This window comes from Pirellulales bacterium (assembly GCA_036267355.1).
Taxonomy (GTDB): domain Bacteria; phylum Planctomycetota; class Planctomycetia; order Pirellulales; family DATAWG01; genus DATAWG01.
This window is the reverse complement of the sequence record DATAWG010000073.1, coordinates 1-20391: the sequence shown is the minus strand read 5'-3', so window position 1 is coordinate 20391 and position 20391 is coordinate 1. Positions and strand designations below refer to the sequence as shown.

Sequence of the window (20391 nt, the reverse complement as noted above, 5' to 3'; positions counted from 1 at the left end):
TCAGTGAGGGAACTCGTGAAGTCAACCGTATGTCTAGCCCGTGCGCAGGTCGGGGCGAACGCGCCGTCCGACTGCATCTTTTCGTCCGGCTCGTTGCGTTCCCTTCAGAACAGCACTCCTCGCCAAACTGTTGCGGCACGGTGGCAACGCAACTTGAAGTCTCTAAATTATTCAAACGCACCACGCCGCCCGGAGCCTAGCGGCCGGCAGCGCATGCCATCGTGCGTGGGTTCTCATTTGCTTTGTCTAGCAGTGGTGTTTTCGAATCGGCATTTTCTCGATGGTCGATTCCTCCAACGGTATTCGCCGGGGTTGCAATCATGAGCATTATCAGAGCGAGTTTGGCGTCCTTGGCGGTTGTGTTGTTGTTTTCGGCGAGTGGGTATGCGCAAGGTCCCACGCCGGTTGCATACTACACGCTCAATGCAAACCTAAATGACACGTCCGGCAGCGGCTTCGATGCCACGGTCAATGGCAATCCGAACTACGCTTCCGGCTTATTCGGCCAGCAGGCGTTTCAGTTCGATGGCAACACCAACATTCCAATTTCCGGCGCCACCACCGATCAGCTGGGTCTTGTCGGCGGGTCGTTTACGGTCGACGCGTGGTTCAATCTCTCCAGTGTGCCCAGCAACGCTAGTGAGGCAATCTTCGGCACGCTCGAAGGGGGCACGAGCCTAGGGCTGCAAATGCTCATCCGGAATGACGCGTCGTTCCTCGGTTTTTATGGCAACGATTCGGGACTCGGCCAGACCGCGATCCAGCCCAACACTTGGTACAACATCGCTTTTGAGTACAACGCGGCCACACAAACGCAGTCGGTTTACCTCAACGGCAATCTGGATCTCACTAGCACAGCGCACACCCCGTTTGAAGGAACGGGCGAGACGGCCTACATCGGCGGCTCCTGCTGCGGCAACAATCCTCCCGGCGGAAGCTTGATCCAAGATGTTGGCGTGTACAACAGCGCTCTTTCTCCTTTGCAAATCCAAGCCGCGGCTTACAGCCAATCTCCGACCCTCACATGGACCGGCGCCGGCGCTACTTCCGGCAATGCGAATTTCCCGGGAAGCTGGGATACCAACGGCAGTGTCAATTGGATCGACTCGAACAACAATCCAACCAGTTTTTCCACCAGCGATAGCGTTGTCTTTGCCGACACAGCCAACGGCGCTCCGGTGACAAACTCGAATATTCAGATCCAATCAGGCGGATTGATCGCGGAGAATATCACCTTCAGCAATAGCTCGGTGCCTTACGCACTTACCGACGCCGACGGCACCAGTGGCAGTGGCAATGGCAGTGGCATCACCACGGCCGCCTCGGTCACAGTGAGTGGTGGCGGCCAAGTCACATTCAGCGGCGCCAATAGCTATTCCGGCACCACGACGATCACCGCCGGAACACTTCAACTGGCCGACCCCAACGCCCTGCAAAACAGCACTGCTACGGTCAACGTCAACGGCGGCCTGCTGTTCGCGCCCTTGATTGGAACATTCAATTTGGGTGGCTTGGCCGGCACCGGCAATGTCAATTTGGTCGATTCCGACAATCAGCCCGTGACCGTCTCGGTCGGTTTGAACAATACCAGCACCACGTACACCGGCACGCTCAGCGACCTCGGGACCGGCAATCTAAGCGTTGGCGGCGGGCTGACCAAAGTGGGCACCGGAACGTTGACCCTGGCCAATCCCAACACATACACCGGCCTGACCACGATCAACGGCGGCAGCGTACAGCTCAATAGCGCCAACGCCCTGCAAAACAGCACCGCCACGGTCAATGTCAACGGCGGCCTCACATTCGGCGGCGGCATTAGCCCGAGCCCGTTCAATGTCGGCGGCTTGGCCGGCACCGGCAGCATCGTCCTGACCGACACCAATAGCCAGCCGGTGAATCTTAGTGTCGGTGCTAACGGCGCAAACACCACTTACACGGGCGGGCTCGGCGGGCTCGGATCATTTACTAAAACGGGAAACGGCACGTTGATCTTGGGCAATCTGAACACCTATACCGGCAACACCTACATCACCGGTGGAACGCTACGGCTCGCGCCGTCCGCGCCCGCCGGCCTGTATCAAGGAGCCGTCGCCCAAGGCACGAATAATTTCGACCTGACCGATCCAATTCCTCAAACGAACATCGTGCTTTCCACCGCCGGGATCGCCAACAACACCAACAGCAGCGAGACATTTCCCCAAGGCCTCGCGAACAGTTCGACCATCGGTTACAGCGGATATATCAACAACACCTCGAGCCACAACGTCACCTACGTCTTCACCGAGAACTTCGACGATGGGGCCTATCTTTCCGTCGACGGGACTGTCGTGCTTAACGACGACAACTGGAATAATCCGACGATGGCGGAATACACCCTTACGCCCGGCCAGCATAGCATCCAGATTCGCTTCGGTCAGGGCGGCGGCGGCGTCGGCCCGGCAAATGGGGGTCTTTTAAACGGCACGGCCGGCGGCACGTTTACGCCCTCTGGAACCACCGGCTATTTGACTGCCGGCTCCTACTCCGCTCCCGCATCCGGCACCGCCGACTCGGATGGCTTAGGCCTGGGATACCAAGTCCTCCCCGCAGGCGACACGACCTCGAGCACGCTGAACATTACGCCAAGCTTCTTGAACGGCTTTCAGACCCTGGCCGATTCGGGGAGCGGCAGCTTCCTGTCAACTGGTCCGATTTCAACGTTGCCGACCGCCGGTTCGGTAATTATGTCGACCAACACGATTTTTGACACCAACGGCAACTCACCGACCATCGGTTCGTTGGCCGACGCCAGCGGCGGTGAAACCGGGGCCCAAGTGTTGCTGGGCACAAGCGGCACGCTGACCACCGGAACCGACAACACGAGCACGATATTTTCCGGCGTGATCTCTGGAACGACCGGAAATTTAATCAAGGTCGGCACCGGCACCTTCACGCTCGCCGGCGCGAACACCTACGGCGGAAGCACCACCATCAACGGCGGCTCCTTGCGGCTCAATAACGCCATTGCCCTGCAAAACAGCACCGCCACCGTCAACGTCAACGGCGGCCTCACATTCGGCGGCGGGATTAGCCCGAGCCCGTTCAATGTCGGCGGCTTGGCCGGCACCGGCAGCATTGTCCTGACCGACAGCAATAGCCAGCCAGTCAACCTCAGCGTTGGCGCCAACGGCGCAAGTACGACCTACAGCGGTAGCCTGACCGGCAACGGCGGTCTAACCAAGGTCGGCGGCGGCACGTTGATCCTAGCCGGCGCCGGCTCATACGGCGGGGCAACCGTCATCACCAACGGCACGCTCCGCATCGGAGGAATAATGCCAAGCGGCGTCACTGAAGCTTACACGTTCAGCAACGCCTCCGGCACCACGGTTCCAAACGCCGTCAGTCCTGGCACGTATGACGGAACGCTGATCAACGGCGCCACCGTCGTCGCCATGCTCGGCGCGCCCGGCGGATATGCGCTGTCGCTTGGAGCCCAAAGCGGTAACAATGACAACTTTTTGCAGGCCGGCAGCGCCGGCGTCCCCACTACAGGCGGCGTCTATACGGCGTCGGCATGGTTCCAAGGGCTCTACGGCCAAAGCTCAGCGAATCTTTGGCGAACGCTGTATCGGGGTCAGAATAACGACCACCAACTAATCCTCAATCAAAATAGCAACGAGCTTGGCTATTACGACACCACTCTTGGAAGTGGTTTTAACGACACCGGCTTCAGCATGGGCGCCTACAATGGCCTCTCCACTTGGAATCAAATCACTGTTGTTGCAAACGGCACGACGAGCACCTACTACATCAATGGCCAGGAAGTCGGCAGCGTGAATCAAGCTTCCACGGGGGGCATTTTCGCCATCGGCAACTACCAGGGCGGCGGCCAGGCCTTCGCCCAGTATTTGAGCGACGTTAACATCTATTCCGGTACTGCGCTCAACGCAAGTCAAGTCGAGCAGCTTTATCAGGGAATCGGGACCCTCCCCGCTACGACGCCCGTTTCGATTGCCACGGGCGCCATACTCGACCTCAACGGCACTTATCAGACGGTCGCTTCGCTCAACGATTATACTGTCGGCACGAGCTACGGCACCGTGACCAACAGCAGCCCGGCCCCTGCGACGCTCGTGCTGGCGCCCTCGAGCGGTTCGGCCACGTTCACCGGCGTGATCCAGGATGGCAACGCCATGGTCGGCCTGACTCTCAACGGCACGGGAACGCAGGTTCTCGCCGGCGCGAACACCTACACCGGCCCAACGACGATCTTGAACGGCACCTTGCGGGTAAACGGTTCGCTGGCCGCCGGCAGCACGGTCAGCGTCGGCGGCACTGGCGCCAGCGGAATACCAATGCTGGCCGGCAGCGGCACGATCGCCGGTCCCGTGACAGTGTTCGGAAGCGTCGCCGGAAGCGCCGCCGGCCATCTGGCCCCCAGCGCGTTCACCGGCTCGAGCAGCACGACATTGACTCTGACCGATGGTCTTTCGCTGGGCAGCGGCGCCAACCTCGATTTCAACCTCAACAGCACCCCCGCCAGCGGCAACGACCTCGTGACCATCACCGGCTCGTCCGGCACGGTGAATTACGCGCCGGGCGGCGTGCTGAACATCAACGCCTACAACGGGGCGCTGCAACAGTACGGCACGTATACGCTCATCAACGATGCCAACGGCCCTGCGCCCACCGCTGCGTCGTATTCGTCGATTTGGAAAATCGGCACCAATAACGACCCGAATGCCGCCACGAGCGCTTACGTCGTTTACGTCGACCCCAACACCAACAATCTCGACCTGACTGTTTCGCCGCAGCTCACCTGGGCCGGCCAAATCAGCGGACTCTGGACCGATCCCCCGTCGAATAACATGTCGAATTGGTATTCCGGCAGCACGCCGGCTACCTTCAGCACTCAAGCCGTCGCGTTCGGCGACACGTATAACGACGGATTGCCCGTCAGCAACAATAACAACGTCACCGTGAGCGGCCCGGTTTCCCCGGCAGCTGTGACGTTTAACAACAGCATCCCGTATACGGTCGACACCACCGGCGACAGCAGCAACACGGGCATCACGGGTTCCACGGGCATGGTGCTGAACGGCACCGGAACCGTCACCCTGCTTGGCCCGAACACCTACACCGGCCAGACGCTGTTGAATCCCGGCAGCACGCTCATGATTAGCGACGTGGGCTCGCTCGGTTCGACAATCGCCCCATTGACATTCAACGGCGGCACGCTGCAGTATGCCTCGAGTCCGACCGCCAACACCGACATCTCGACGCACACGGTCACAATCGCCGGCGGCGGAGCGACGATCGATCTCAACGGCAACAATGTTATCTACGCCAACTCGATCGGCAACAACGGCGCCGGTGCCCTGACGCTGAAAAACAGCGCCACCAACACCGCGGCGTCGTTGACTCTCGGCGGCGCGAACACGTATACCGGAGGCACGACGATCAATTCCGGCAACGCCACCCTGATTTCGGGCAGTTCGGCTAGCCTCGGCACCGGCCCGCTCACCTTCGCCGCCGCCGGCGGCACGCTGCGGCTGTCGGGCTCGGCGACGGCTGCACCCGGATTGAGCAATGCTTATTATCTCTCCGGAACCAATAATATCCCCTATCCGGCCAACGACGGCGGCAATCCCGGAACCAACAACGGCTGGTCGACCTTCGCGTCGTATGCACAAGTGCAATCCGCTTTCGGCGGCCTGACACCCTCGCCCGGCACCTTCGCCGGCACGAACAATAGTGCCGGCCCGCCGCTCACCAGTTATTATTTCGGCGGCAATGATTATAACCAGCTCAACAATTTCATCGGCAATGCCAACGGCAATGGATTGAACGGCGGCAATAATTTCATCGTGCTTTCGACCGGCATCCTCAACGTGCCAAAATCCGGCAATTACACCTTCGGCACCACCAGCGACGACGGAAGCATGATGTTCCTCGATGTCGGAGGAACCTGGCAAACGGTCGTCAATAACAACTACTCCCAGGGCAACACGCAACGGATTGGCACGATCAACCTTGCCGCGGGCCAATATCCAATCGAAATTGCCTACTACGAAGGGGGCGGCGGGTATACGCTGAGCGCCGCGGGCGAATACGACCCGGATCAGTCAACGCCGCCAACCAGTTTGCCCAACTCGAACGACGGCAATAATCCAAACAGCGTGCTTCCCTCGCCGCTCAATCTGCCCTTTTCCACGGCGACGAACATCTTGGATCTGCAATCGCCGGCCACCGCGGGCGTTATCCCCATACAAATCTATTCGAATCCGCTCGTCTTCACCGCTTCGGGCACGATCGATCTGGGAAATGTCCCGTCGGGTGTCTTCGGCCCGTTGACGATCGGTTCGTCGCAACTGTCGCTGATGGCCAGCGGCAGTTCGTCGTCGGCGCGATCGGCCGCGGTGGGATCGGTTACCTTGACCGGCAATCCGACGTTCGATGTCGCCAGCAGCGGAGGCACGCTGTACCTCGGCGCGCTAAGTGACGGCGGGACTCCCCGCACGATCACGATCCAAGACTCCGGCATGACCTATCTGACGGCCACCGCCACCAGCATGGTGGCAGGCACCACCGTGAACGTCAACGGCGGCAATTTGACCGCTGGCGCCTCGGCCGCCCTCGGGACATCGCCCCAAGTCAACGTCAGCGGGGGCAACGTCATCGCCGGCGTTTCAGGCGCATTCGGCACGTTGGCGCAGGTTAGCCTTTCGAATTCCGGAGCATTCAGCCTCGACTCCGGAATTAGCCAAACGATCAGTTCGCTGAGCAACAGCGATGGCACCGGTATCGTGAATCTCAGCAACAGCACGCTCACGATCGGCAGCAGCGATAATCTCTCCTCCACCTACGCCGGCAGCTTTACGAGCGCCGGCGGCGCTACGCTCATTCAGGCCGGCACCGGCACCCTGACGCTCACCGGAAACAGCAGTTCCGGAATCGTCAGCGGCACGCAGGTGCAGGTGAATGGCGGCGGTTTGATTACCAATAGCGCCGCCGCCCTCGGCACGCTTGCCCAAGTCACCGTCGCCTCCGGCTCCGCCTGGACTGTCGGCGTGAGCAATCAACAAGTTAGCGCCCTGAGCGGCAGCGGCAACGTCGCTCTCAACGGCGTTGCGCTCACCGTGGGCAACAATGCGGATAATGTCAGTTCGCTGTTTATCGGAAACATTCTGGACGGCACGCCTGCGGGTGGCTCGCTTCGCAAGAGTGGCGCCGGCACATTGACCATCAATGGCGCAAACAACTACTCGGGCGGAACAATGGTGTCCAACGGCGTACTCGCAGTTGGCCCGTCGGCAACCAGCGGCTCGGTCATTCCAATTGGAACCGGAACCGTCACTTTGAACGGCGGCACGCTTTCGCTCGCGGGCGGGCAATCCGTCGCCGGGCCGATCAACGGTTTCAATGGTACGAACCAATATGGCTGGTTAGTGAACAGCAGCAACATCAGCACGCCTGCCTTCGGCGCGCCCAGCGTGCTGACGTTGACCGACCCAAACAACAACGAAGCCCGCAGCGCCTTCTACGCCGCGCCGGTTTCGGTCGCCAGCGGCGGGGCCGGGTTCACTGCCTCGTTCACTTACCAAGTGTCAGGCAATACAACTACAAATCCTGGAGACGGAATCGCATTTGTTCTGCAAAATGCGAGCGGCCTGGGAGCTCTTGGCTACAACGGCGGCAACGCGGGTTATACCGGCATTCCCGGACGAAGCGTCGCTATCGGTGTGAATGTCGACAACGGTGGCAACAACATTCTCGGTGGCACGAATTACGTCACCAACGGCGGCGGCGGACTCGCAAACATCAACACCAGCCCGGTGAATATCGGATCGGGCGACCCGATCAACGTCGTGATCAGCTACGACGGCTCGTCGACGCTCACCGAGACCCTCACCGACACGGTCACGAGTCAAACCTTCAGCCAGACTTACACGGGCCAGAACCTTCAATCGATCCTCGGTTCCTCGACGGCATATCTTGGCTTCACCGGCGGCACCGGCGGCAATAACGCGCTTCAGACCGTCACCAATTTCGATTACTCGCTCGGCGCAGTCACCCCCGGCACGGCCGTCTACACGAATAACGTTGCGGTTACGGGCACTTCCACCATCAGCGTCGCCGGGCCGATGGCAACCTCAATGGGCGATCTGACGATCAACGGCAGCACGCTCAACGTCGTCGGCAATTACAATTCGACCGACGCCTATAGCCTGTCGCTGGTTGGGGCCGCGCAAACGACCACGCTTACCGGCAACCCGACGTTCAATGTGTCGAACAGCGTCGGCGGCGGTCCGGGAACGCTTTACTTGGGCGCGCTAAACGATGGCAACAATCCGTCGAACCAACTCAGTGGCACGCCTCTCACGCTCAATTTCACCGGCACCGGCGCGACGACCTTGAATTATCCCGCAGTCAGCTTGGTTCAAGGTACGCAAGTCAGCATCAGTGGCACGCTGAATTCCAACGCCGCCGGCACGGCCAGTTCGCCCGGCTCGCTCGGATCGTTTGCGCAAGTCAATATTGCCACCGGCGGCACGCTCTCCGTCGGCGCAAATCAAACGATTAGCTCGCTGGTTGGCAGCGGCACTGTGAACCTCAACAACAACACACTGACCATCGGCAATACCGACAACATCACGCCGACCACCTTCGGCGGCATCGCTTCCTTTTCAGGCACGATCCGCGACGGCGGCATTTCCAGCCAAGGTTCGCTCATCAAGGCGGGCACTGGCACGCTTTATCTCACCGGGGCGAGCACGTACAACGGCGGCACGACCGTAACCAATGGCGTGTTGGCCGTCGGCGCCAGCACCTCTCTCGGCGTCGGCACCGTGACATTGAGCGGCGGGACGCTCTCGTTGCAAGGAGTCAAGCCAACGCCGGGGCTTACCGGAACCTTCCTCGGTCCCGAAAGCGCAAACCCGAACAACGCCAACTACGATAGTTTGTCGCAATTGAACACCTGGTTCGGTTTGCAAACTCCGGTCGTCGTTGCCAACACCACCACGGGGAATTACCCCAACTTGAATTTCTCGAACAACGGCTATAGCGGGCAAAACTCGACGATGTTCGGCGCGAGCCCCGCCAATTCGTCTCTCGGTGAGGCCGGGTTTGGCTTTACCGCCCAAACCAATCTCGAAGCGAGATTCACTGGTTACATCTACATCACCCAGGCCGGCAGCTACACGTTTAGCACCACTAGCGACGACGGAAGCGTGTTGTTCCTCGACAATGGAAACTCGCCTTTCGTAAACAACAACGCCTTCCAGGGCGCCACAACAGTCACGGAGACAGAAACGCTAAGCGCGGGCTTCCACGCCATCACCGTCGGCTACTATCAAGGCACCGGCGGCGAAGGCTTGAACGTGCAGTACAGCGGTCCCGACACCAGCAACCAGACCGTTTCAATCCCCAACACCGTTCTCTTCACAAGCAATGCGGTTGCAGTAAATAGTTTGTCGCTGGGCAACACAGTTTCCGTAACGGGGCCATCGACGATCGACATTACCGGCACGTCGTCCGACTCGGTCGGCGCGCTCACGCTCGGCACCACGCTGCTAACCGTTTCCGGCGGCAGCACCGGCACGAATGTTCCCTACACCTTGACGTCAAACGAAACAACGCTGGCGGGTAATCCGATCGTCAACGTGTCGAACAACGGCACGGGAAGCGGAACCTTAATCCTGGGATCGCTTAACGACAATGGCACACCCGGCTCACTGACCTTGGTCGGCAATGGCACCGTAACGCTCGACGCGCCGTACACCAGCCTTGTGCCGGGCACCGTTGTCAACATCTACAACGGCACGCTCAATGCCAGCGTCGCCGCCGCACTCGGCACCACCACGACTCTAAACGTCAATGCGGGCACGACGTTCAACATGAATGCCAGCGGGGCGAGCCAAACTTTGAGCGCCTTGGGCGGCTCGGGCACCGTCAATATCGGCGCCAACACGCTCACCGTCGGCAGCAGCGACAGTCTTTCTTCCACGTTCTCCGGCACTCTGCGAGACGGCGGCGCGGGGGGCATCCTGAACATCGGCACCAATGGCTTCGCGGGAAAATTCACGCTCGCCGGCAGCGGCAACTTCAGCGGCCCGACCACGGTCAATTCTGGCACCTTCGTGCTGGCCACCAGCGGCTCGCTCAGCAATCCGACGATCGCGGTTAATAGCGGTTCCACGTTCGCCCCGCAACTCATCGGCGGCAGCACGCGCACTCTCGGCAACGCAACCACGAATGCGATCCTCACGGTGAACTCAGGCACACTCGACCTGTCCGCCGGCAACAACATCGGCGCCTTCGCTCTCAATCAGCAGAGCAGTTTCACGGGCGACGGGCTGGCGCTCGACAACGCGACCCTCAAATTCAACGTCAACAGCACCGGTGCCGATGAGCTGTTGGTCAGCGGGGCGTTGGCAAATGCCGCCGTCGCCGGAACGAACATCATCGATGTCGCCGGATTGGGTTCCGGGCTCACATCGGGCGCTCAGTACACGCTGCTGAGCTCGCCGAACGGCGGACTGGGCGGAACGTTCGAATTCAGCAACAATGCCACCACGGAAGTCATCACCATCGGCGGAACCGGCTACCGTCTGTCGCTCGGCAATTCGCCCACGGCGGAAACTCTGGGTATCGGCCTGTCGGTTAGTTCCGTTTGGCAACAGACGAATCCTGGAACTTACTCTTGGAGCAGCCCGACTTCGCAGTGGTCGGGCGAAAACGTGCCGCAAGTGCCCGGCGATTCGGCCACCTTCGGATCCGCGCTTACAAGCACCACCAACGATGAAACCATCACCGTCGATCAAAGCGTGCTCAGCGTCGGTTTGCTCACGTTCGATAATCCCGCATCCGGCACTTACACGATTGCCCCGTCGCCGACGGCTCCGGGCAACACACTCGCGCTCAGCAATGGCGGCAGCAGCTTCACAGCCACATTGACCAACGCAACGAACAATAACACGATTTCCGCCCCGGTGTCGCTGGTGAGCAATGTCATTGCCGACGTTGCCACCGGCACGCAACTCACGTTGTCGGGCCCGCTCTCCGGCACCGGCGCGCTGAACCTCAACCCCGATTCTCCGAACGCCGGCACTCTCGTGCTGTCGGGCAGCAACAGCGCCTATTCCGGGCCGATTTCGCTCACCGCCGGCCAACTCACCTTCAGCAACGGCTCGTTGGGCAACGGCAGCAGCACCAACACGATCACTTTCGCCGGCCCCGCCGCCACGCTTCAATACGCCAGCGGCAACACGCAAGACGTTTCGTTGCAAATTCAGCCCCTCAGCTACACCGCGACGATCGACACCAACGGCAACAATGTGAGCTTCGCAAGCGGCTTGTCCGCGTCCGCGAACGGCTTGAGCAACATGGCTGGTCTCACGAAAGTCGGCAGCGGCACGCTAAACTTGGCCGGCACGAACACCTACCAAGGCACGACCACTATCTCAGGTGGCTCGCTACAAGTTTCCGGTAGCGTGGCCGGCACAGTGAACGTCAACTCGAACGGCGCCTTAGGCGGTTCCGGCTCCGTGGCCGGCCTTGTCACCGTCGCCAGCGGCGGCATCGTTGCGCCGGGCGCCGGGCAGGCCCCTGGCGGAGTCACCGCGAACTTCAACGGCGGACTCACCCTCCAGTCGGGCTCGGCGCTCACCTTCAATCTCAGCTCCACTCCCGACGGCAACGGCGATACCCCACCCCAGTTTTCGAACCCGTATAACGACCACATCCTCACCTCTAGCTTGGGCATCGACGGCACGATCACATTCAACATCAACGACTACAACACGTTGCTCCAGCCTGGCACTTATGACCTGATCAACTACACAACGCTCTCTGGCACGGCGGCCTGGAATCCCGGTTCCGTTCCCACTGGATACAACTACGAAGTTGTCACGACCGGCAGCCCGGGCCAAGTCGATCTGATCGTATCTACCATCGTCAACAATGGCTCTTCGTCCTGGGTCGGTACCCTCGGCGGCATTTATGGCGCCTCGAACAGTTGGTATCAGGGTGAGATTCCCGATGTCGCCGGCCAATCGGCTTCCTTCGTCAACATCAATAACACGAACCTCTCGCAATCCGTCACCATCGACAACACCTACACCGTCGGCTCTCTCAACTTCACATCGGGCACCAACTTCACGTTGGTCTCCGGCGGCACCGGGTCGGGCTATAGCCTCACGCTCAACAACAACGGCGCCGACGGCGGCGCGCAGGTCAACCTCACCAACAGCTTCGTCGAACTACGAACCTCGCTCATCCTGGGCGATTCGTCGGGCAACACCACCTTCAGCGTCGATCCGGACAGCTACTTGCTCACTGCCAGCTACTCCGGCAATAGCACCGTCATCTCGGGCACCGGATCAATTACGCTGACCGGTGGCGGCCAGATCGACTTTGAAGCCCCCAACACTTACACAGGCAGCACTACCGTCGAAGGGGGCACCACGCTCTACGTCGGTCAGACAAGCAGCGGCGCCACGCTCGGCGGCACCACGGGCTCTCCCGGCGCGCTGACGATCAACGACACCTCCATCGTCAACCTCTACAACAACAGCTTCAACATCGGCAACCTGTCGGGCACGGGCGGCACGCTCTATGTCGATAGCACCGCCAGCCTGACGGTGAATCAAAGCAATTCCACCGGCTTTGCGGGTTCGCTGCAACTGAACGGGCCGTCACTCACCTTTAACGGCAACAGCAACACGCTCACGCTCAGCGGCGCGACGACCGTCGCAAGCGGCAGCGCCTTGGCGGTCAACTCCGGCACGCTGCGTGTCAGCGGCACATTGAGTTGGGGAGGCAGCAATACGCTCTCGGTGAACGGCGGCACGTTGGCCCTCAACCCCAGCTCGGCGGCAACCCTTTCGGGCGCGGTCTCCGTAACCGTCGCCGCCGGGGCCACGCTGCAACTGGCCGGCGCCCAAGCGCTATCGCAGAGCGGCATCGCGGCCAACATCACCACGGAAGGCACGGGCAATAGCAATGATGGCGCGGTATCGGTCGTCGGCACGACTTCGCAAACCGTGGGTGTGATCTCCAGCACCCCGGTAAGCACGTCTCCAACCACCTACGCCGGCAATACGTCGGTTGGCGACGGCATCAACGCCGCCAGCCTGTCGGCCTCGCAAATCCTGCAAAACTCGCTGGCGATCAACGCCGGCTCGACGGTGACCATCCTGCCCTTCGCCGGCGGGCAGGGCAACGCTCAGCCGGCCGCGACTGCATCGAGCGCTTCGCCGGCGGTGGCCACAGCCAGCGCCTCGACCACCGACACGAGCGACCCCTTCACGGCCATCCAAACCGCGATCGCTTCCGGCGCAATCACCAGCGCCGCCGGCCAATCGCTGGAAAACCGCATCACGGCGATCGAGAATCTGGCGGCCACTGACCCCGGCCTGAATGCGAGCCTCTTGGAAAGCCGAGTTCTGGCCGTCTTGCCGTCGGGTACGGCGGTTTCCTCGCCCGACGCATCGCCGGCCGAAATCGGTTCGAGCCTGCTCGCATCGGACACGAGTGTCTACAGCACGCCCTCAGCTTCGGCCTTGGGAAGCGTGACCGCCGCGTTCGCCCCGAGCGCGACATTCGCCGGCAGCCCTGCTGCCGTCCCGGAGCCCTCCACGTTGCTATTGGCCGCCATGGCCGGCCTTGGAGTGATTTTCGCGGTTCGTCGGCGAAAAATTTGTCGTGCATAAGGTCGGCCGCGATCGTTCTCCCAACGAATCTCCACTTCGCGCCCTCGGTTCGGGTCGCTTTCTTTTCTCGCGCGCGATCACCGCTCGGCGAATCTCTTCGCGCAGATGATGCGAGAGCGGCGCATTAGCGCCGGCCATTAAGGCAACTTTGACCACTACCCCGCGGCCGGGCTAGTTTACGCGTCAGCGACGAGCACGTAAAATGGAGCATCCCGCCGGTTCCCGCCCCTCCTTCCCGCTCGCGCCCTTATGCGACGCCATTCTCGTCCAGCGTGCGTTGTGTTGGCCGCGGGCCTAGTGTCGATTGCGATCGCGATTTGCCAATTGCTGGCCAGCGAAACGTCGCCACCGGCGATTCCTCCTGCTGCCGATCACAAGATCGATTTTCACAAGGAAGTCGCACCGATCTTGGCCAGCACATGCGTCAAATGCCACGCGAATGCCAAGCACGAAGGGGGATTTTCCATTGAGGACCGCGCGGCCGTCCTCAAAGGGGGCGATACCGGAGCCACCGTCGTGCCGGGAAAGAGCGAGGAAAGCCTCTTGATTCGGTTGGTCAGTGGCTTGGATTCGGATCGGGTCATGCCTGCCAAGGGCCCACGGCTCACGCCGGACCAAATCGGCGTATTGCGGGCATGGATCGACCAGGGATTGCCGTGGGAACCGGGTTTCACCTTTCACCGGGCTCCCGCCGCTCCGCTCCATTTGCGACGGCCAACCTTGCCACCAGCCGCGGCCAATGGCTCGACAAATCCGATTGATTTGCTGCTCGGTCCTTTTTTCGCGAGCAATCATGTTTCCGGTGTTGAGCTGGCGGGAAACATCGCCGGCGATCGCACGTTTATCCGCCGCGTGTCGCTCGATCTCATCGGGCTGTTGCCGGAGCCGGAGCAGGTTGAAAAATTCGTTGCCGACACGTCGCCCGACAAGCGAGAAAGGCTCGTCGAGCGGCTTTTGGCCGACAACGAGCGCTATGCCGAGCATTGGATGACATTTTGGAACGACGCCTTGCGCAACGCCTACCGCGGCACCGGATACATCGACGGCGGGCGAACGCAAATCTCGGCGTGGCTGTATCAATCGCTGTATTGGAACATGCCCTACGACGAGTTCGTGCGCGATCTGATCGATCCCAAGCCCGAATCCGCCGGATTCATCCGCGGCGTGGTGTGGCGGGGCGTGGTAAATGCCAGCCAAGTGCCGGCGATGCAGGCGGCGCAGAATGTGTCGCAGGTGTTCATGGGCATCAATCTGAAATGCGCCTCGTGCCACGACAGTTTCATCAACGACTGGACGCTCAACGATTCCTACGGCTTGGCCGGCATCTTTTCCGACACGCCGCTCGAAGTTCATCGCTGCGATAAGCCGACGGGCAAGTTCGCCCCGATGAAATTTCTCTATCCCGAGTTGGGCGCGATCGACGCGAAAGCCCCGCGGGAAAAGCGGCTCGGCCAATTGGCCCGCGCGATCACCAGCCCCGAAGATGGCCGTTTTGCGCGCACCATCGTCAATCATCTTTGGGCCCAAATGCTCGGCCGCGGGTTGATCGAGCCGGTCGACGACATGGACCAAGGAGCGTGGAACGCCGATTTGCTGGATTGGCTGGCGGCCGATCTGGTCGACCATCATTTCGATTTGAAGCGCACGTTGAAAGTCATCTGCACTTCCCGGGCCTACGCGATGCGCTCCGTCGGCGCGCGTGGGCCGGCCGAGAGCGGGTTCGTATTTCGCGGGCCGCTGGTTCAGCGGATGACGGCCGAGCAGTTTATCGACGGCGTGTTTAGCGTGACGGGCGTTTGGCCCCATTCGGCGGCGTTTCAATCGCCGAGGCCTACGAAAGCGGAGAAGGAGAACCCAATTCGGGCAGTCTTCTTGAACGACGACGCGCTGAGCCGAGCGCTTGGTCGCACGGATCGCGAACAAGTGCTCACGCATCGCGACAATCTGGCCACGACATTGCAAACCCTCGAATTGACCAACGGCACGACGCTCGACGATCTGGTGAAACAAGGCGCTCGGAAATGGCTCGACAGGAAGCCGAAATCGGCTGCCGTGTTGATCGACGAGATTTATCGGCGCGCGTTGTGCCGAGCGCCGACGAAAACTGAACTCGCCGCCGCGACCGGATTTATCGGCTCGGATTTGAAGCCGGAGCCGGTGGAAGATTTTCTCTGGGCAATGTTCATGTTGCCGGAGTTTCAATTGATTCACTAATGATTTATTGATGAGTTTTCCATGAAAATCGATCGACATCTTTCGCGGCGGCGATTTCTGGAAACCGCCGCCAGTGCGACGCTCGCAGCCATGGCGGCGGCCCCCGCACGGCAATTGCTCGCCAACACGGCGGCAGAAAAGAAATCCCCCGCCACGGTCGACACCGTGATCGTGCTCTGGATGGCGGGCGGCATGGCCCACACCGAGATGTTCGACCCGAAGCGCTACACGCCGTTCGAAAAGGGCCTCGATCCGCAAAAGGTGCTAAGCACGTTTCCGTCGATCGACACATCGGTCGACTCGATCAAATTCTCGCAGGGCCTGGAGCAGATCGCGTCGGTGATGAACCGCGGCACGCTGATCCGCTCCTACAAGGCCGGCGATTTGGGCTTTATTCTCCATTCGCGGCATCAATATCAATGGCACACCGGCTACGCCCCGCCGCAAACCGTTGCCGCGCCGCACATCGGGGCCGTGATCGCCCGCACGCTCGGCCCGCTCAATCCGGCCGTGCCGGCGTTCATCGATATCGGCCAGCGATTCGATCTCGGCGAAGGCGAAGAATTGAAAGCATTTCACACGGCCGGTTTTCTCGGCGGCGAATTCGGACCGTTTCTGATTCCTTATCCCGATCAGGCGGCCGGCACGATTCGGCCCCCGAAAGGAATGAGCCCCGCGCGGTTCGAGAATCGCGACAAGTTCTACCGCCGGCTGGTGAAAGACAGTCCGCTCGGCGATGCCGGCAGCGACTATCAGCAGCAGTCGCTATTGCGGGCGATGGACGGCGCTCATCGGCTGCTCAGTTCGCCGAGCGCCAAGGCATTCGACCTGAGCCTCGAACCGAAGGAAAGCTACGATCGCTACAACACCGGCCAGTTCGGCTTGGGCTGCTTGCTGGCCCGGCGATTGACGGAAGTCGGCGCGCGGTTCATCGAAGTGACGACCGAATACATCCCTTTTTTGAATTGGGACACGCACGACAATGGCCACACGCGCATGATCGACATGAAAAAGCACATCGACGAGCCAGTGGCCCAGTTGGTGCGCGATCTGGAATCGCGCGGGCTGCTGAACCGCACGCTGATCGTGTTGGCCAGCGAATTCAGCCGCGACATGATGCTCGAAGGCCGGCCGGGCCAACCGGTGCAGAACCAAGTCGAAGTGCCGAAATCGATCGAGAGCCTAAAATACTACGGCATGCACCGCCATTTCACGGACGGGGCGAGCGTGCTGATGTTCGGGGGCGGCGTGAAAAAGGGATTTCTCTACGGCAAAACTGCCGACGAGCGGCCTTGCAAAACGATCGAAAACCACGTCGTGATCGAAGACCTGCATGCCACGATCTATCATGCCCTCGGCATTTCACCGCGACTGGCTTACGAAGTCGAGCGGCGCCCGTTTTATGTCACCCGCGACGGCGTCGGCAAGCCGGTGCTGGACCTTTTCGGCTGATCGCCCCCCGGCGGTTCTTGCAAAACTTGGCTTTGCCTCAAAACTTGTTAGCTAAGCATACTAACCCGAAGTGTTAACGAGGAAATTTTGACAGACGATGCTGGCCCAGCTCGAATTGCACTGCGGGCCGGTGTTTTAAAAGTATGCGCAGCATTTTTTAGACAGACCGTACGCTTACGAAATCGATCCGCATGAAATTCCGCTCCACGGTCCGCCATTTAATATTCGCTTCGCTTACCTTGGCGGCCATTAGTTGCATGGCGGCTGTGCTCTTGGCAGATGATTCGGCCAAGCCGGTGCTGAGCATGGGCGACGCGGTCGGCCTGCTGCCGGAAAAATATCGGCCCGATGCCGTGAAGGCGCTTGGCATTGCCGAGGGAAATCAAGCCGAGTTGATCAAAGCCATCGAGCGCACTGCGCCCGGCGACCGCGAAGGGCTCGCGTTTCTATTGGTAAACATGCCCGAGCGCGATCTGACGAGCATCAAGGCCGATCTGCTGGTGGACGATGTTGCGTATGCGTATCGCGCCCGGAAAGCGGTTTCCTGGGGCAAGGCGCTGCCCGAGGAGCTGTTTTTCAACGATGTGTTGCCCTACGCCAATGTAAACGAGAAGCGCGAGAACTGGCGAAAGGATTTCTATGAAAAATTTTTGCCTGCGGTGAAAGACTGCAAGTCGCCCGGCGAAGCTGCGCTCGTGTTGAACAAGTTCGTGTTTCAAACCACGAAGGTGAAATACCATCCGACCAAGCGGCCGAAGCCCGACCAAAGCCCGTCGGAATCGTGTGCGGCCGGCTATGCGTCGTGCACAGGGCTTTCGATTCTCTTGGTCGACGCATGCCGTGCCGTTTGCATTCCGGCCCGCTTCGCGGGCGTGCCCGAATGGACGAACGCCGACGGCAGCGGCGGAGGAAACCATTCGTGGGCGGAAGTGTGGGACCGGCAGTGGAATTTCGTCGGCGCGTCGGAGAGCAACCAGCTCAATCAAACGTGGTTTAACGCCAATGCCGCCCGTAGCGACGGCACGCAGCCCGAGCGACGGATTTATGCCGCTTCGTATGCCCCGACCGGCACTTCATTTATCCTGGTTTGGGCGCCGGAGAATAAAGACGTTCCGGCGATCGATGTAACGCCGTTCTACACACGCCGCGCGAGCCTGACGCTGCAAGTGCTCGACAACCCGGCTGGCCGGCCGCAAACCGTCCACCTCGCAATCCGCCGCGGCGGCAATCTCGTGGCCGGCGACGCGGGCCATTCGAGCTTTCAATTCGATCTTGCCCGCGGCGAAAAATACACCGCCGAAATAACCGCCGGCAATCAAGAACCGATCATCCGCGAATTCACCGTCCCCAGCAAAGGAAGCGATGTGCAACTATTTCTTTCCGCCGAGGATAGGAAATAATCCGGCAGTTCTTGAGAACGGCACCCCTTTGGATGGCGCCTTCCGCCGCGGAGCGGCGGACTACGTAGGCGGCGACTCCGCATGCCCCGAAGACCGTTCGCACCAATGCTCGCTACGCTCCGATCACCTTGATCAGTACCCGTTTCGGCCGGTGGCCGTCGAATTCGCCGTAGAAAATTTGCTCCCAGGGGCCGAAGTCGAGTTTGCCGTCGGTGATCGCCACGACGACTTCGCGGCCCATGATCTGGCGCTTCAAATGGGCGTCGGCGTTGTCTTCGCCGGTGCGGTTGTGGTGATAATGATTCGGATCGGGATTGAACGGGGCGAGCTGTTCGAGCCACACGCCGAAATCGTGGTGCAGGCCGCGCTCGTCGTCGTTGATGAAAACGCTGCTGGTGATGTGCATCGTGTTGCATAGCACGAGCCCCTCTTGCACGCCGCTTTTGCGCACGGCCTGTTCGACCTGCGGCGTGATGTTTTGAAACGCCATCTTCGACGCGATGTTGAACGTCAGGTATTCGGTATGCGATTTCATGGCGATGCGTCGTGAGGAGTGAATCCCGTTGGCCGTCGAACGTTCCTCGTTGGTTTAGCCATTGATCGTAAGCCACCTCGACGGCCTCGGGCAAGCCGCTGTTTGCAAACGGACGGCCGGGATTTAAAACGCACAACGGCCGGTCAGTTCGCTTGGGAACTGCCGGCCGTCGGAGGTGAATGTACCAGGCACACTCCGTGTGCCGTCGGCGCTCCGTGGAGCGCCACGCACAGAGCAAGGTGGACGGCACACGGAGTGTGCCTGCTACGTTGCTTCCATGCTCGTTTACGGTCGGCCGACAAATTGCTTCCGTCTTTCACCACCCCTCAACCACCCCCCTCACGCAAGGGGGGGTGGGGGGAAGTGGAGGCCTTAGTTTCGACTGAGCCTTACTGTCCGAGCATCGGGATGTCTTGCCGGGCGTAGACCGCGAAGTTGTTGGCCTTGTTGGTTTCGACCAGTTCGTTCTGGCTATCGATGATCGTGTGCAGATAAGTGAAGGCGGCGGGCTGTCCGTCCACGGTGGCCATGCTCATCGCTTCGATCGGCAGGCGGATGTCGACAAACATCGTTTCATCGGCGGCCATGCCGTCGACTCGCACCGCCGCATATGGCAGGTTCGTGGTCAGCGTCTGATCGTTCGAAGCCAGGATCGCCACGTCGAATGCCTGGTTGATATCCACATCGCTATTGTTATGGAACCAGACCCGGTAGGCCGGCGCCAAGTTTTTCGACGGATCGCCGGCGTCGAGCTGGCGAACGCTGCTGAATTCGACATCGATGCCGCCCGCGACCAACTCGCCGACATCGAAATGATGTCCGAACCAAAAGGCGACCGGATAGTGCATGTGATACGGAGGACGGGGATGGCGGCCCGGCGGAATGTAAGCGTTCACGGATTTTTGGGTAAATCGGTATTCGAGGTTTTGTAGGTGATCGGGTAAGTTGGCGGCGCTATGACGCAGCCCGCCGACAAGCCGTGCCCGAATTGCGAAGTCCTTCAGCGACGCGTTGAAGGCCTGGAGCAACGATTGGCCGTTCTGGAAGCCGAGTTGGCCAAGGCCAACAAGAACTCGGCGAATTCCTCCAAGCCGCC

Annotated in this window: 6 protein-coding genes; 4 read left to right on the top strand and 2 right to left on the bottom strand. The window is 60.5% G+C overall.

Annotated features, from left to right (window positions below; genetic code table 11):
* The first annotated feature begins 320 nt into the window (after nt 1–320).
* The 4 genes from VHX65_11220 (at nt 321) to VHX65_11205 (ending at nt 18760) form a co-directional block, all read left to right on the top strand.
* Complete coding sequence (locus tag VHX65_11220; protein ID HEX3999112.1) at nt 321–13694, top strand: autotransporter-associated beta strand repeat-containing protein; 13374 nt, start codon at nt 321–323, stop codon at nt 13692–13694.
* Nucleotides 13695–13991: 297 nt separating this feature from the next.
* Nucleotides 13992–15908 (top strand): PSD1 and planctomycete cytochrome C domain-containing protein, encoded by a 1917-nt coding sequence (locus tag VHX65_11215; protein HEX3999111.1) that lies wholly within the window; start codon nt 13992–13994, stop codon nt 15906–15908.
* 21 nt (nt 15909–15929) lie between these two features.
* Complete coding sequence (locus tag VHX65_11210; protein ID HEX3999110.1) at nt 15930–17360, top strand: DUF1501 domain-containing protein; 1431 nt, start codon at nt 15930–15932, stop codon at nt 17358–17360.
* A gap of 191 nt (nt 17361–17551) precedes the next feature.
* Nucleotides 17552–18760, top strand: a complete 1209-nt coding sequence (locus tag VHX65_11205) for a transglutaminase-like domain-containing protein (protein ID HEX3999109.1) — start codon at nt 17552–17554, stop codon at nt 18758–18760.
* A 112-nt stretch (nt 18761–18872) separates the two neighbouring features.
* Here the strand turns inward: VHX65_11205 and VHX65_11200 are convergent, their stop codons facing one another.
* Nucleotides 18873–19295, bottom strand: coding sequence for a secondary thiamine-phosphate synthase enzyme YjbQ (locus tag VHX65_11200; GenBank protein HEX3999108.1), 423 nt, complete (start codon nt 19293–19295; stop codon nt 18873–18875).
* A gap of 389 nt (nt 19296–19684) precedes the next feature.
* Nucleotides 19685–20191, bottom strand: coding sequence for a hypothetical protein (locus VHX65_11195; protein HEX3999107.1), 507 nt, complete (start codon nt 20189–20191; stop codon nt 19685–19687).
* Nucleotides 20192–20391: the final 200 nt, after the last annotated feature.

What these genes read in the sequence shown, in the direction of transcription:
- VHX65_11200 (HEX3999108.1), bottom strand. Translation starts at nt 19,295, where the DNA reads ATGAAATCGCATACCGAATACCTGACGTTCAACATCGCGTCGAAGATG.
- VHX65_11210 (HEX3999110.1), top strand. Translation starts at nt 15,930, where the DNA reads ATGAAAATCGATCGACATCTTTCGCGGCGGCGATTTCTGGAAACCGCC.
- VHX65_11205 (HEX3999109.1), top strand. Translation starts at nt 17,552, where the DNA reads ATGAAATTCCGCTCCACGGTCCGCCATTTAATATTCGCTTCGCTTACC.
- VHX65_11220 (HEX3999112.1), top strand. Translation starts at nt 321, where the DNA reads ATGAGCATTATCAGAGCGAGTTTGGCGTCCTTGGCGGTTGTGTTGTTG.